General features: G+C 69.9%; 14 protein-coding genes. 3 read left to right on the top strand and 11 right to left on the bottom strand.

Annotated elements, in window-relative coordinates:
* The first annotated feature begins 42 nt into the window (after positions 1-42).
* Together FXF65_RS40480 and FXF65_RS40475 are read left to right on the top strand one after the other, a co-directional pair.
* Positions 43-984: a DUF6177 family protein gene (locus FXF65_RS40480; RefSeq protein ID WP_222869010.1), complete on the top strand. Its 942-nt coding sequence runs from the start codon at positions 43-45 to the stop codon at positions 982-984.
* Between the two features lie 129 nt (positions 985-1,113).
* Positions 1,114-2,532 (top strand): DUF1266 domain-containing protein, encoded by a 1,419-nt coding sequence (locus tag FXF65_RS40475; protein ID WP_148355792.1) that lies wholly within the window; start codon positions 1,114-1,116, stop codon positions 2,530-2,532.
* 15 nt (positions 2,533-2,547) lie between these two features.
* Here FXF65_RS40475 and FXF65_RS40470 read toward each other — a convergent pair whose 3' ends face one another.
* Complete coding sequence (locus FXF65_RS40470; protein ID WP_187412791.1) at positions 2,548-3,015, bottom strand: hypothetical protein; 468 nt, start codon at positions 3,013-3,015, stop codon at positions 2,548-2,550.
* Between the two features lie 246 nt (positions 3,016-3,261).
* Here FXF65_RS40470 and FXF65_RS40465 point away from each other — a divergent pair, with 246 nt between their 5' ends.
* Complete coding sequence (locus FXF65_RS40465; protein ID WP_148355791.1) at positions 3,262-4,068, top strand: hypothetical protein; 807 nt, start codon at positions 3,262-3,264, stop codon at positions 4,066-4,068.
* Between the two features lie 115 nt (positions 4,069-4,183).
* Here FXF65_RS40465 and FXF65_RS40460 read toward each other — a convergent pair whose 3' ends face one another.
* The 10 genes from FXF65_RS40460 to FXF65_RS40405 form a co-directional block, all read right to left on the bottom strand.
* Positions 4,184-5,803, bottom strand: coding sequence for a MinD/ParA family ATP-binding protein (locus FXF65_RS40460; RefSeq protein WP_148355790.1), 1,620 nt, complete (start codon positions 5,801-5,803; stop codon positions 4,184-4,186).
* A 108-nt stretch (positions 5,804-5,911) separates the two neighbouring features.
* Entirely contained in the window at positions 5,912-7,234 is a 1,323-nt protein-coding gene (locus FXF65_RS40455) for a S8 family serine peptidase (RefSeq protein ID WP_148355789.1), read from the bottom strand.
* A gap of 104 nt (positions 7,235-7,338) precedes the next feature.
* Complete coding sequence (locus tag FXF65_RS44285; protein WP_187412790.1) at positions 7,339-8,523, bottom strand: hypothetical protein; 1,185 nt, start codon at positions 8,521-8,523, stop codon at positions 7,339-7,341.
* A 2-nt stretch (positions 8,524-8,525) separates the two neighbouring features.
* Positions 8,526-8,906 (bottom strand): hypothetical protein, encoded by a 381-nt coding sequence (locus tag FXF65_RS40435; RefSeq protein ID WP_148355786.1) that lies wholly within the window; start codon positions 8,904-8,906, stop codon positions 8,526-8,528.
* A gap of 140 nt (positions 8,907-9,046) precedes the next feature.
* Positions 9,047-9,292 carry a WXG100 family type VII secretion target gene (locus tag FXF65_RS40430; RefSeq protein WP_148355785.1) on the bottom strand — a complete coding sequence of 82 codons (246 nt, stop codon included), beginning with the start codon at positions 9,290-9,292 and terminating at the stop codon, positions 9,047-9,049.
* A gap of 37 nt (positions 9,293-9,329) precedes the next feature.
* On the bottom strand, positions 9,330-9,644 hold the full coding sequence (locus FXF65_RS40425) for a WXG100 family type VII secretion target (RefSeq protein ID WP_148355784.1): 315 nt from the start codon (positions 9,642-9,644) through the stop codon (positions 9,330-9,332).
* Between the two features lie 757 nt (positions 9,645-10,401).
* A complete protein-coding gene (locus tag FXF65_RS44280; protein ID WP_187412789.1) occupies positions 10,402-10,812 on the bottom strand; it encodes a hypothetical protein in 411 nt (136 codons plus the stop codon).
* Between the two features lie 94 nt (positions 10,813-10,906).
* Entirely contained in the window at positions 10,907-12,283 is a 1,377-nt protein-coding gene (locus tag FXF65_RS40415) for a S8 family serine peptidase (protein ID WP_148355782.1), read from the bottom strand.
* Between the two features lie 106 nt (positions 12,284-12,389).
* Positions 12,390-13,607 (bottom strand): WXG100 family type VII secretion target, encoded by a 1,218-nt coding sequence (locus FXF65_RS44275; protein WP_187412800.1) that lies wholly within the window; start codon positions 13,605-13,607, stop codon positions 12,390-12,392.
* A gap of 26 nt (positions 13,608-13,633) precedes the next feature.
* Positions 13,634-14,008, bottom strand: coding sequence for a hypothetical protein (locus FXF65_RS40405; protein ID WP_148355781.1), 375 nt, complete (start codon positions 14,006-14,008; stop codon positions 13,634-13,636).
* Positions 14,009-14,253 lie beyond the last annotated feature (245 nt).

Raw genomic sequence — 14,253 nt, 5'->3', positions numbered from 1 at the left:
CGCCCTTCCCCGCGATGCCGCGGTCGCTAGACTCCTCCGAAGATGAGCACCGTAGACGCGCTGACCGACCAGGCCATGGTCGTCCTCCAGGACCGGCCCCTCGTGCCGCTGAGCGCCTGGCTGAGCAGGGCACTCGCCGAATGCGCCGGCAGCGGGCGCACCCTGCAGCTCGTCACGCCCCTCGACTCGCGGCTGTCGCTCCCGCTGCGGACGGCCGCGACCGGGCAGGACGTGCAGTGGGTGGTCCGCAACGGCGACGGCTACTACGAGGGCCTCACCGGGCGTCCGCTCAAATGGAACGGCGGGACGTTCGTCCCCGTCCCGGAGGCGCGCGACTACGCGCCCGGGTTCACCACCCGTCCGACCGCGCCGATCGGCGCGCAGCTCACCCTCGTCTACCGCACCCGGCACGGCGCCGACGGCGACATCGGCGGGCCCGTCGAGCGCCTCCTCCAGCTCCTCACCGGCAAGCAGCCGGGCGCGCTCGGCCCGACCGAGCCGCTGGAGCACCCGTGGCGCCGCGACCGGTTCACCGAGTACGCGCGCGGACGCTCCACCGCGCGGCTCCTCGTCGGCGGCGACGGGCCGCGTCCCGCGCAGGCCGTCTGCGACTTCACCGCGGTCGACGGCGGCGGCGTCGCCGAGGTCAGCACCGTCACCGTCGGCTACATGCCGGAGGACCCGCCGCCGCTCCAGCACCTCCCGACGCTCGTCGGCGCGCTCGCCGCCGACCAGGCCGTCGCGTCGCTGTTCGTCCAGGTCACCCCCGGCCGCGCCGACCTCACCACCGAAGCGCGCTGGACGGGCGCGCCCGCCCCCGTCGCGCTCGCCGTCGCGGGCGCCGTCGCCGGGCCGACCGGCATCCCCGGCCAGCAGGTCGGGCCGCCGCGCGCGCCGCTGACGTTCTTCCCGCTCGGCGACGGCCGCTCCCAGGACGGCTGGCAGCGGCACAGCCTCCTCATGCAGCACCTCCAGTCGGGCTGAGCCCCCGGCGCGCGCCCGGCGCGCGCCCGGGTGAGACGTGCGGTGAAGCGGGCATCGCGGCGACCGTCCCGACAAACGCCTGCACAGTGCGGATGATCTACCCGTAAGGGATGATGTACGGTCCTGCCCATGGGGCAGCTCGACGCACTTGAGCGGGCCGTCGAGGGGACACTCGCCGAGGGGTCGTTCGAGTTCGACGGCGAGGAGGCGGTGCTCCGCATCGATGGGTCGTTCGTCGTCACGACGGGCTGGTTCCTCTCCCTCGGGGTGGGCGGCGTCGCGTCGCTGATCGGCGGGGCCGTCATGTCCCTGACCGGGCTGCAGGACGAGGCGCGCTGGGTGTTCGGCCCCGGCACGGGCCTGATCGTCGTCTCCCTCGGCTACCTCATGCTCCTGCGCTTCACACCGCTGAACGGCCTGTGGCCCGACCTCGAACTGCGGTTCGCCGAACGGACGCTCGTGCACCGGCGGACCCGCATCCCGTTCCGCGACCTGCGCCCCGAACACCTCGTGTGGAAGAACGGACGCTTCTTCCGGCGGCTGTACGTCCGGCACCCGTCGCTGCGCAAGCAGCTCGCCGGGTTCTTCGACAGCGAGCGGCGGCAGGCGGCCGAGTTCCAGCGGCGGCTGTGGGAGCTGATCTCCGCGCCGGACGTGCCCGGCGCCCTCGCCCACGACGGCGGCCTCACCCCCGTGCAGCGCTGGATCGTCGCGGCGGGCGCGCCCTACTCGGCGATCAACGGGTTCCGGCTCGACCGGCTCGGCGCCGCGCCCGGCGCGGACGCCGCCACCGCCGACCGCCGCGCCGCGCAGGAGCTCCTGCACGACCCGTGGGGCGCCTACGACCTCGAACAGCTCCTCGGCGCCGTCAACTGGCTCGTCCAGGACGGGCACCGCGCCGACTTCGCCCACGACGCGCACCTCGCCGCCCGTCCGCCCGCCGCGCAGGAGGAGTACGGGACGCTGCTCCGCGAGGTCGACGCCCTCATCGCGGGCGACCGGCTCGAACCGCCGTTCGTGGAGCGGCTCATCGAACTGGTCCGCGTCCGGTACGGGGACGAGGGCGGCTCGTACGCGCGGCTCGTCCCGAAGCTGCTGCGCGACGAGCCCGGCGCCGACGCCAGCGAGGAGGGCGCGGAGCTCGCGCAGTTCCTGCACCAGCTCTTCAACGACCGCAACCACGCGGCCGAGGAGCTGCACCGCCTGAAGGCCCTCGCCGACCCGGAGCTGCGCGCCAACGTCGGACGGTTCCTCATCTGGGACTACGGCCGCGCGCTGATGCTCTACCGCTGGGGCTACATGGTCGGCTGGCTGACGGAGGAGTACTGCTGGGAACGGATGCTGCCGCTGGCCCTCGACATCCAGCGGCGCTACAAGTCCTGGCAGGACATGGCGACCTGCTACCTCCAGGGACGCCGGCTCTGGTCGGGCGGCGGCGGGAAGACGCAGGGCGAGTACGAACACCTCATCCACGAACTGTCGACCGAGGCGCACAGCCCGTGGACCGTCGTCCCGTGGGACCTCGACCTCACCCGCGACTGGACGTGATCTCGGGGCTTCCGGCTAGCCGCCGATGACCCCGCCCTGGTAGGCGGCGCCGTCCTGGCCGGGCGCCTGCGCGGCGGACCCGCCGCCCCCCTGCCCGGAGGCCTTCCAGCTCCGCGCCGGGGCCTCGCTCGCGCCGTCCGGGTAGACCGTTCCCCCGGCCCAGTGGACGAGGGAGTCGGCGAACCGGCGCGCCACCCGCGTCGCGTCGGGGATGTCGCCGACGGCGCGGACGTCCACCCACCAGACGGGGACCGCCACCCGGTCGGCGAAGTCGGCGCCGAGCAGCCGCCGGATCTCGCTCCGCGCGGACACCTGCACCGGGTCCTCGATGGCGACGAGCAACCGGCCCTCGGCGTCGTAGAGCAGGGTCGGGTCCGGCTCCCCGCCGCGCAGCTCCAGCGGCTCGCCCATGGCGATCATGCCGTCCGCCACGGCGTGCACGTCCGGGCGGCGGCGCACCAGCGCCACCAGGTCACTGCTCATCGGGTCACCCCATCGGGCGGACTGAGCGGGCCGTCGCCGCGCGCCGCGGCCGGCCGCCGGCTTGAGTCGGACACCTGCCCCCCTCTCCAGCGCAACCCTATGAGACATCCGGACGCCCCGCCGCCGTCCGCGGGGAGGTACATCCGGAGTCATACCTACCATCCCTCGTGAAATTGGGAACTTCCGCCCGCTAATCTGGTCCGATCCGCGAACCGTCCCCCGCATGGACACAAGCACGGAGCGCTCATGAGTTCCCCCCAATGGCCCGGCCAGCCCCCGGGCGGCCCGTTTCCGCCGCCCCCGCCGCCGGGCCCGCCGTTGCCGCCCGGCGGCCCCGGCTTCCCGCCGCCGCACCGAGGAGGCGGCGGCGGCGCGCTCGTCCCGCTGCTGATCATCGGTGTGGTGGTGGTGCTCGCGTTCATCGGCATCGGCGCGTTCGTCATCCTGAACACCGGGGACGACGACCCGCACCGGACGTCCGCGTTCCCCAGCTACACGCCGTACAGCCCGTCCTACACTCCCTACTCACCCGAGTCGACGCCGTCGTCCACGCCTTCCAGCGGGACGTCGTCCGACCCGGCCTCCATCCTGGGTCCGACCATCCGGACGGCGAAGGGCAACACCTTCACCCGTGCGGGCACGCGCACCGCGTCCTGCACCAGCCGCGCCAACGCCAAACTGCAGACCGCCCTGCGCGTGAACCCGTGCGTCGGCGAGATGTACTCGGCGGTGTACGCGAGCCCGTCCAAGAACATCATCACGTCGGTGTCGATCGCGAAGTTCGCCAGTTCGTCGGCGGCGAGCAGCGTCAGCAACGTCACCAACACCGAGGGGTGGCCGCTGCTGCTGACCCCGTCCGACGCGAGCGGGCTGCCGCAGCCGCGCGCCGATCCCGCATACTGGACGCGGTCCTGGTCGCAGGGCTCGTCCGTCATCTACGCCCAGTCGTACTGGTCGAACGGCGGCCCGACCGGCGGCCGCACCGGCAGCGTCTTCGCCACGGCGGGCGAACTCGGCGTCGAGATCACCAACACCCTGGTCTGGTCGAACTGACCCCTCACCCTCTACCGGCCGGAGCGCGCATCGTTCAACGATGCGCGCTCCGGCCGCTCCCTTTATTCCTTCCGCGCAGCGAGCGCCCGAGGTATGTCAGCGGGTGCGGCGCGGGTCAGCGGGTGCCGGGGGCGAAGTCGCCGAGCGAACGCGCGAACGCCTCGTAGGCGACGCGGCTGACGGCCGCGTGGGTGGCCTCGCCCAGCCGGGAGAAGTCGACCGCCGCGCCCATCGCGATCTGCCGGTCGTACGGGACGTGCACGACCGGCGTCCCCCACGCGGTCAGCATCTGCGCGGCCCGCGCGAGGTCGGCGCCGACCTGGGGGGCGTGCGAGACCATCGCGATGACGGTCCGCGCCAGGAGGCCGCGCTGCGCGCCCTGGGAGAACCACTCCAGCGCCCCGCGCGCGCTCAGCGCGCCGTCGACCGTCCCCGGGGTGACCAGCACGACGCTGTGCGACTGGCCGAGCAGCGAGCGGTGCAGGTCTGTGAGGATGCCCGCGCTGCAGTCCGTGACGGCGGCGGCGATGTAGCGGCTCACCGTGCTGAACGCCGCCTGGTACGTGTCGAAGGTGAACTCACCGGTGATCCGGCCGCCGCGGGTCGCGGCGAGGACCCACAGCCCCTCCCTGGTCTGCTTCAGGTACTGCGCGGCCTCCTCGAACGTCCGCGGCTGCTGCGCGGCGAGGTCGAACAGCGACAGCTCCGACCGGACGCCGAGCCGCAGCGGCAGCGACCCGAGCTCCGCGTCGGCGTCGATCGCGAGGACCCGGTCGGGACGGTGCCGCGCCAGCTCCGTCGCCAGCAGCGCGGCCATGGTCGTCTTACCCGCGCCGCCGCGGACGCTGACCACCGTGATCTGCCGGTACCCGCCGACCGGACGGCGCAGGTACTCCGCGATCTCGGCCTGCGTCCTGATCTGCCCGGACGCGCCGACCGCCTTGCGGACACCGCGTCCCATCCGGCGCACGAGCGCGTCGCCGTGCTGGTTCTTGCGGACGAACTCGTCCGCCATGGGCACCGCGCCATGCTGGTGTTCCTGCTGCGGCGGCGCCGGCGGCGGGGTCGGTTGGCCCGGCGTCTGGACGGGCGGCGCGGGATGTCCGCCGGACCCGTCGCGCGCCTGCTCCTGGTCCTCGGCGCCGGGAGCCTGCGGGAGCCCGGGGGCCTGCGGCGCGCCGCCCCCGACCGGGGTGATCGCCGCCTCCCAGCTGAACTCCTCGTTGACCAGCGGCACCTCGGCCTCAACGGCCTGCTGCTGCGGCTGCTGCGCTACGGGCTCGGCCTGCGCCGCGGGCTGCTGCTCCAACGGCGGCGGCTCCGGCGCCGCGGGCGGGGCCGGAGGCGTGGGCTCAGGCACGCTCGGCTGCGGCGCGTCCGGGAAGGGATCGTACGACGCGGGCTGGACGGGCTCGGCGGGCGCCTGCTCCTGCTGCGGCGGATCGGGAAACGGGTCATACGGCTGCGGCGGCCCCGGTTGCTCGACCTGCTCGACCTGCGCCGCCTCGGCGGCCGGTTGCGGCGCCACGGGCGCGGCCGGAGGCGCCGCGAGAGGCTCCGGATCCGGCGCACCGGCGGCAGCGGTCGGGGGCTCCTGGTGGGCGCTCTGCCGAGCCGCCTCAGCACCCCATCCGGCGTCCGCGGGACGGGCCGCCGCCGACCCGAACGTCGCGAAGCCGCGCTGGGACGCGCCGAGTTCGCGCAACACGCCAAGCTGCCAACCCGAGTCCGGCACCCGCCCTCCTCTCGTCCCGGTGCCAGCCTAGGGGCTCCGAGGCCCCAGCCGAACGCCCGCTCCACCCTCTAAGATCCCCACCCAAGCGGCGACGGAGACCTCACCCTCCTAGTTCGGAGGCCGAGTGCCCCCGGGACCGTTCGGCGGCACATACGGCCGCCCGCCCTGCTGCCCAGGCGGCGTCGGCGGAAGAGGCGGCGGCGCTCCAGCAGCCCCACCCCACCCCGGCGGCGGCCCGTACTGCTGAGCCCCACCGACAGGCGCCACCCCACCGGCCCGCCTCTTGGCCCTCACCACGAGAAACACGACGAACACCACACCAAGCAACCCAGCCGCAACAAGCCCGACAACGAGCAACTGCGTATTCCGCGCGGCCTGATCACCACTCTTCTCAGCCGCCGTCTTGGGCTGCTTAACCGACGGCACGGCACTCGGCTGGACGGGATGGGAGCTCATCCACCTGTCATACGCAGCGAACACCGGATTCGGCGCGGACTTAGGAACGTTGGCCGTCAACGCAGCATGCGGGACGACCACCCCGTAACCGGTCATGTTGTCCCTACCCGGAGGCCCCACGTCCACGGTCGTGTTGGTGATCCTCCGAACAACCTCACGGGCGGACATATGCGGGTACTTCGCCCGAACAAGGGCCACCACGGCAGCGGTCAATGCCGTCGCCTGACTCGTCCCAGCAAGATCTGTGGCTACTCGACCGTCGGCTTGAAGCGCGTTGACGTCGTCACCGGGCGCCGCAGCCACGACATAGGACTGGCGCTCAGTGCCCACCCAAGGTCTCTTCTGATTATCCACCGCACCGACCACAAGCGCACCGGCACAGTTCGCGGGCTCCATTGACCTATTTTTTTGGTCACCCTCGTTCCCAGCACCCACAACGACGACGACATCTCGTTGAAGCGCGTAGGCGACCGCTTCTTGATTTTGCGGACGACACCCGTTCAGCGCGGCAAACGCCTGCGAAATACTGATCACCTTGGCGCCATGATCGGCCGCAAATCGGATTGCTTTGTCCCATACCGAGAAGTCCGACTTCACTGACATGATCTTTGCCTCGGGTGCAACGCCCACGTACCCGGTGCTGGTTCCTTGCGAGGCGATCAGCCCGGCCATCCCGGTGCCGTGCGAGTCGTCCAAATCTGAGGTGGCACCGATCTGACCGTCCCCACCAGCGGGTGTCACATCAGTACCGGGCACCAGGACTCCCTCTAAGTCGGGAATCCTCCCGTTGACCCCATTGTCGACCACAGCGACAGTGACGCCTGCTCCCTTGCTGATCGGCCAGACTTTCTTCTCGATCGCCCAAGCCGAGAACCACCACTCGTCCTCCCGCCCTCGGGGAGCGGCGGTGGCAGGCATCGCCGTGGTCAGAACCAGGGCCGAACTGGCCGTCATCGCGGCGAGCAGTCGTGTCATTCGTAGCACAGCGAAACCTCTTTACAAGGAGCACGGCATGAGCGGTTCATAGAAATCGATCCGCCCACGCCGCCTCCTCAATCGTCTCGTGACCGAACTCGGGGTCAGCCAATCACGGGAGGAGAGGCGTCATCATCGTTTCCGCCCCACACGTCTTCGTCCTCAGTGAGCCAGGTGGTGCGTTCGTGATCCTCTTCGCCCTTGCCGCCGCCACGACCTCCCATGGGCGCGCCGCCCATGCCGCCGCGGGCACCGCCACCGGCTTTACCGAGGCCCTTCGCTCCGCCGCCGCCACTGCCCTTGCCCGCGCCGGTACTGGGCATGCCGCCTGGAATGCCACCGGCAACCCCACCGGGGAGGCCACCACCGCCACCTCCCGGCATGCCGCCACCGCCACCACCGGGAAGACCACCGCCACCGCCGCGGGCGAACGGGTCGACACCCGCGCCGCCGCCACCGCCGGAAAGGCCGGCGAGGTCGCTCCCAGGGGAGCCACCACCCGGGACGCCACCCCCATAGCCACCGCCGTGCAGGGTGCCGTCACCAACGTTTCCGGCACCGTCGAACCCGCTCGGCAGGCTGCCGCCACCTCCCGGCATGCCCCCACCGCCGGGTAGACCACCGCCACCACCGGGAAGACCACCGCCACCGGAAGGGCCACCACCAGGGATCGTCTTCGTGCGCCTTCGGTAGATACCCGTCTTCGGGATGTCGGTTGAGATCTCCGGGGGCATTGCCGTGTTGGCCTCACGGGCACGGCCGCTCAGACGTTGCATGTGCTCCACGGCGGCCTTCGCCTCGGTGTTCTTGATTATCCCGAGGGCTTCGGCCTTCTTCATTCCGACCAAGCTCGCGGCCGGTCCGACCAGGAGAGAGCTTCCGGTCATGAAGCCAGCCTGATCCCAGGTGAGCCCCTTGAAGAGTCCTTCTCTCGGCTGGTGCGTCCTGTACCAATCCAGATGCTCGCCATGCTTCGAAAGAGCTTTGCCCGTACTGTCGGCGGCGAGCCGGATGTTCTCGGCGCTCTCCCCCAGCCGCTGCAACTGCTTGATGGCCGCGTCCGCGTCGTCGCCCTTCCAGACAGCGGCTAACGCGTGGCTCTGGTTCCGCAGAGTTCCCGCCGCGGCCTCGAACTTCTCGGCAACGCCCAGGTATACCGGTCCGGCTTCGATCACCCTGCGCGGGTTGGTGGCGTCGAAGAACTGGTGCATGGCGTCCATGTCGCCGGACCACTGCTGACCGTTGTCGGTGTTGGAGCGAATCGGCGCCCGGTATCTTTTGTCACCCATGGCTAACTCCCACCCCATTCTTCGGTGGTCCGCCGAGTTGAACTGGACCTGCCGCCCGATGTCACCCGCTTGGCGGCGAAAACGTTGGTCTGCTCCTTCTCATCATGGTTGGCCACCATGCGCTGCAGAGCGTCGATCATCTCGTCGTAGCTATTGATGAATTCCTGGTACTGCCCCGAGATCTGGTTGTACGCCGCGACGGTCGATGCTCCCAGGGCCAGGCCTGCGGGATACACACCCAAATCTTGCGTGGTGATATTTCCCTTTTGCCCGAGTTCGGCGGAGGTTCCCTTGCCCTCTTCGAACTTCGCGCGGTTCTTCTTCAAGGCGTTGATGACCTTCTTGACTTCTTCGGTGTCGATCTCGCTCTTCTTACCACCCATACATGAGCCTCCCGGAGGCTGGAAGACCCGCTACCTACCTCACGTTGAGTTCCGTTGGAGGATTCGGGTCTGGCGGTTACCGCAACCGGCCTGGGAACACGGGGTGGGCCGGGGAGCGTGGGGGAGCGTGTGGTCTGTGGTCAGCCGCTGATGATGCCGACGTTGGTCTTGACCGTGCCCTGCCCCGTGGTGCTGGACGACTGGATCACCTGACCCAACTGCTGCACGATCCGCGAGATGTCCGCAGCCGAGGCCTCCCACTGACCCAGCTTGGACTCCACACTGCTGGCCAGATCGTCCAGCTCCGAGTTCATCTGGTTGAACTTCTGCTGGAACTGCGCGTACGCCTGCTCCATCGCCCCGAAGTCCATCGAGCTGTAGCCCATTGTTCCTCCGTGTGCTCGTGAGTACCGAGAAGACCGATCAGCCGTTCAACAACCCGGCGACCCGATTGACCGCCTCGGTCTGCTGCTGCTCACTACCCTCGTAATTGATCTTGACCTGCACCAACTTCTCGTGCAGCTGGTTCAGCACATCCAGGACCTTGCCCAGCTCACCATTGAACTCGTTGTACACCTTGGTGAACGCACTCCCCGCCTCACCGATCCACCGGCCAGACAGAGCCGCCTGCTCATGACCGAGATCGGCCTGAATCTTACGCAGGTCCTGCGCAGCCTCCTCGACCCGCTGGGCCGCCTGGGCCATTTCCCCTCTGTCGACCGCAGACTTCTGGCTCATCCGTCACCCATCCCCTTTCGTCCCTCGACGCGGCGATCCTGGACCTGTCGCCGACATGGTCGACTTGATCACCGCTGTCAAGATCAGCACACATCCTCGTAAAGCGAGGCTACATGCCAGGATTGCCCCACGCTGGAGATCGGGACTTACGGAAGTCCACATTGAACAAATGGTGACCACCGAAGCCCAGAAGCCTCCGACAGGAGAGCTATCACCCTCTTCCGCGCATCACCCTCCGGGCAGTTGGACAGTTCACTCGAATATGCCCCCCACCTGCTAGAACTTCGCAGATGCACGCCTCCATGACCAGGTCGCACGCGGTTCCAGGGACGGGTCAATCAGACATCCAACACCCATGGCCATAATGCGGGTGATCACGGAATGATCCCCAGATCCCTCAGAAAGTCTTCTTTTCTTCCATATTGCTGGCCATCGATAGTTGATCACCGTTATGGACCGTTGCGTGTGAGGCGCCCTCGATGGCGGAGCAATGCCAATTTTCGGAGATAGCGCTCCGAGCAGGAAGGATGGGCTCGGCGTATCCCAGGGGCGCGTCATCGCTGGACCGTCCTCGACGGGGCCTGTGGGCGGCACCCGGAGCAGCCAGCGGGATATGGCGGGGAGCGTCTTGGATGGGGGCCGGGGTGACTCGGTTTCGCTGGGGAGTTCGCGCGCCTTGCCGAGCTTCTACGTCTTCGCTCGGCGTGCGAGTTTCGGAGTCACCCCGGGCCCACGTCTTCTGGGCGGGGTTCGTGCGTCAGCCGCCGGACGGCTGCGACTGCGCGGCGCACTCCGCGGAGTCTTTGTTGACCTGCGCGTCGCTCTTCCCGTTCTTGTCGGTCGGGACGACGACCAGCGACGTCGGCTCGGGCATGCCGTAGCCCTTCTTCCGCATGCAGGCCACCACCTTGCCGAGCGCCTCGCGCTGCGCGGGGGTGAGCTCCGAGCCGCCGCCCCCACCGTTCGTGCCGCCGCCGCCCTTGGTGCTGCCGCCGGTGCTTCCGCCACCGCCGTTGCCCGTGATGGTGCCGCCACCGTTGCCGGTGATGGTGCCGCCGGCCGAGGGCGACACCTTCCCGCCGGCGTCGTCCTTCGAGTCGCCTCCGCAGGCGCTCATGCTCAGCGTCAGCGCGGCCGCGACGACCGGGACCACCAGCAGTCTCTTCATGATCACTCTTCCGTTCGGGTTGATTGCACACCAATGAGGACGGCCGTCCGCGCACACGGAGGTGAGCGCGCGGGCGGCCGCTTGGGGAAGAAAGTCAGTTCGGAGGCCGGGAGCCTCCCGGGCCCTGCGGTGGCGGGTAAGGACCTCCTCCTTGAGGCCCGCCCTGACCACCCGCCGGCGGATTAGGCGGACCGCCCCAACCGGACGGCCCACCCCTAGGAGGCACCGGCTGCCCGCCCTGCTGCGGCGGCGCGGCCTGGCCACCCCAGCCCGGCGGCGGACCGGACTGTCCCCCGCCCGGCCCCATCGGCGGCGGCGGCTTCTTCCTGCCGCGCCGCACGAGGAGGAGCAGCACCCCTCCACCGATGACGACTACCACGGCGACGATCCCCAGCAGGATGTAAAGGTTGCGATCCGCCTGGTCGGCCTTCTTCGTCGCCTCGGACTTCGGCACCTTGGTCTTGGACGGCTTCGCGCTGGCCTGCGGATTCTGCGCCAACCAGCGGTCGTACGCGGCGAACACGGGGTTCGGCGCGTTCTTCGGCACGTTCGCGGTCAGCGCCGCGGCCGGGATGATGACGCCGTTCCCGGTCATGTTGTCCCTGCCGGGAGGACCGGCGTCCTTGGTCGTGTTGATGATCCGCTGGACGACCTCGCGCGCCGGCATCTGCGGGGCCTTCGACCGGATCAGCGCCACGACGGCCGACGTCAACGCCGTCGCCTGGCTCGTCCCCGCCACACCATCGGTGACCTGACCGTTGGCGAGCAGGGTGTTCACCGGGTACCCGGGGGCCGCGACGGCCACGTACGGCTGCCGCTGGGTTTGGTTCCATGCTCGTTTGGTGCTGTCGACGGCGCCCACGGCCAGGACGCCGCTGCAGTTCGCCGGCTCCTGCGGACTGTTGGCCCCGTTCCCGTCATTGCCCGCGGCGGCGACGACGACCACGTCCTTCTGCAGTGCGTAGGCGACCGCCTTCTGCACCTCTGGGCGGCATCCGTTGCTCGCGGCGAATCCCTGGGAGATGCTGATCACTTTCGCCCCGTGATCAGCCGCGAACCTGATCCCCTTGTCCCAGGCGCTGAGGTTGGCGTTCACCGACATGATCTTGGCATCGGGCGCCACGCCGAGGTAGCCCGTACCGCCGCCCCGGCTGGCGATGAGTGCGGCCATGGCGGTGCCGTGCGAATCCTCAAGATCCGAGGATGCGCCGACCTGGCCGTCTCCGCTGCCGGAGTTCGCGTCCGTGCCGGGCACCAGCGCGCCTTGTAGATCGGGAAGCCGTCCGTTGACGCCCGTGTCGACGACCGCGACGGTGACACCGGCGCCCTTCGAGACCGGCCAGACCTTCTGCTGGACCTCCCACGCCGAGAACCACCACTCGTCTTCCCGCGGGCCGGCGGCGTCCGCGGGTATCGCGGTGGTGAGGACCAGAGCGGACGTCGCTCCGATCGCGGCGAGCCATCGTGTCATCCGTCGCACAACGAAACCTCACTACACGGAACACGGCGTGAGCGGCCCGACTTCGCCGATCCGCTCACGCCGTCTCCTGCTGCGTCCTCTGGTGACTGAGCCTCGCTCAGCCAATCACGGGAGGAGCGGTGTCACCATCGTTTCCGCCCCACACGTCCTCGTCCTCCATGAGCCAGGTGGTGCGCTCGTGCTCGTCCTCGCCCTTGCCGCCGCCGCGGCCACCGCCCATCGGGCCGCCCATGCCGCCGCGACCGGCGGCTCCGGCCTTGCCGAGGCCGCGGCCCGCGCCGAGAGCGCCCTTGCCCGCGCCCATTCCGGCGCCGGGCATGCCGCCAGCCAGACCGCCGGCGCCGGCGCCGCCGCCGGGGATGCCGCCGCCACCGCCGCCGCCGGGAAGCCCGCCGCCGGGCAGGCCGCCCTTGCCGAACGGGTCGACGCCACCGCCGCCACCGCCGGGCGGGAGACCGGCGAGGTCGCTGCCTCCGCCGGGACCGCCACCGGGGATGCTGCCGCCGCCACCGCCGCCGGGAAGGCTGCCGCCACCGCCGCCGGGGATGTTGCCCCCGCCGGGGATGTTGCCGCCGTGGCCGCCGCCGGGAAGGCTGCCGCCTCCACCGCCGGGAAGGCTGCCGCCACCGCCGGGAATGCTCCCGCCGCCACCGCCGCCGCCCGGGTTGCTGATCTTGCCGCCGCCGGGGAGGTTGTTCTTGGGCACCCTCTCGGTGAGGGTGGTCTGCGGCATGTCGGTGGAGATGCGTTCTGGCATGTTGCCGTTGGCCTGGACGGTTCGCTCGCCGAGGCGCTTCATGTGCTCCTTGGCGGCCTTGTCCTCGGCGTTGTCGATGATGCCGAGGGCCTCGCCGATCTTCTTGCCGCCGAGGGCGAGCATGCCGCCGCCCGGGCCGCCGACCATGGTGCCCGCCGCGACGACGCCCGCGTCGTCCCAGGAGAGGTTGCCGACGAATCCCTTGCCGGGACGGTGCGTCTTGTACCAGTCGAGCTTCGTCCCGTGGTCGGTCAGGGCCGCGCCGGTGGTGCTGGAGACCTGCTGCATGCCCGTCGCGCTGTCCACCAGGCGCTGCATCTGCTTGACGGTCTCGTCGGCGTCGTCGCCCTTCCAGACGCCGGCGAGCGCGCTCTTCTGCGCGCGGATGATGCCTGCCGCCTCTTGGAACTTCTGTGCGGCGGCCGTGTAGTATCCGCCCGCGTCGCTGACCCGCTGCGGATTGGTGGCATCAAGGATCTTGTTCATGTCGTCGATGCCGCCGTCCCAGTCGGTGGGACTGTTCTGGTGTGAGCGAATCGGCTCGTCGTGCTTGCCCATGAGGTATCGATCCCGCCTAGTCGCGCCTAGTACGCGCTCGTGTTCTTGGTGGTGGGGGTGGCAGCACCACCGCTCGTCATCGCCCGGTTGGCGGCGGCGGTGTTCTGCTGTTCCTTCTCGTCGTGGTTGCCCACCATGCGATCAAGAGCGTCGATCACACCCTTGTAGCTCTGGAGGAACTGGTCGTACTGGGTCTTGATCTGCGTGTAGGCGGTCGTGGTGGAGGCTGCCAGGCCCTGCACCGCGGGATACTGCCCCAGTTCGGCGTTCGTGATGTTGCCGTGCACCGAGATGTCGTTGCGCGTGCCCTTGCCCTTTTCGAAGTCCTCGTAGTTCGCTCTGAGCTTTTTGAGGATCTTCTTGACCTCTTCGGTGTCGATCTCGCTCTTCTGATCACCCATGTGAGCCTCCGGCGGGCCGGGAGTCGCCCGCTACCCCGTGTTGACTTCTCTCGTAGAAGTTCTCGCGCCTGACCGCCGCCACGGCCGGCCGCCTCGGTGTCGGGCGGCCGGCCGGGGGAGCGTGTGGTCTGTGGTCAGCCGCTGATGATGCCGACGTTGGTCTTGACCGTGCCCTGCCCCGTGGTGCTGGACGACTGGATCACCTGACCCAACTGCTGCACGATCCGCGAGATGTCCGCAGCCGA

It is taken from the genome of Actinomadura syzygii (assembly GCF_008085905.1).
In the GTDB taxonomy this organism is placed as follows: domain Bacteria; phylum Actinomycetota; class Actinomycetes; order Streptosporangiales; family Streptosporangiaceae; genus Spirillospora; species Spirillospora syzygii.
Note: the sequence above shows the minus strand (reverse complement) of the source record. Positions and strands in the feature narration are given on the sequence as shown.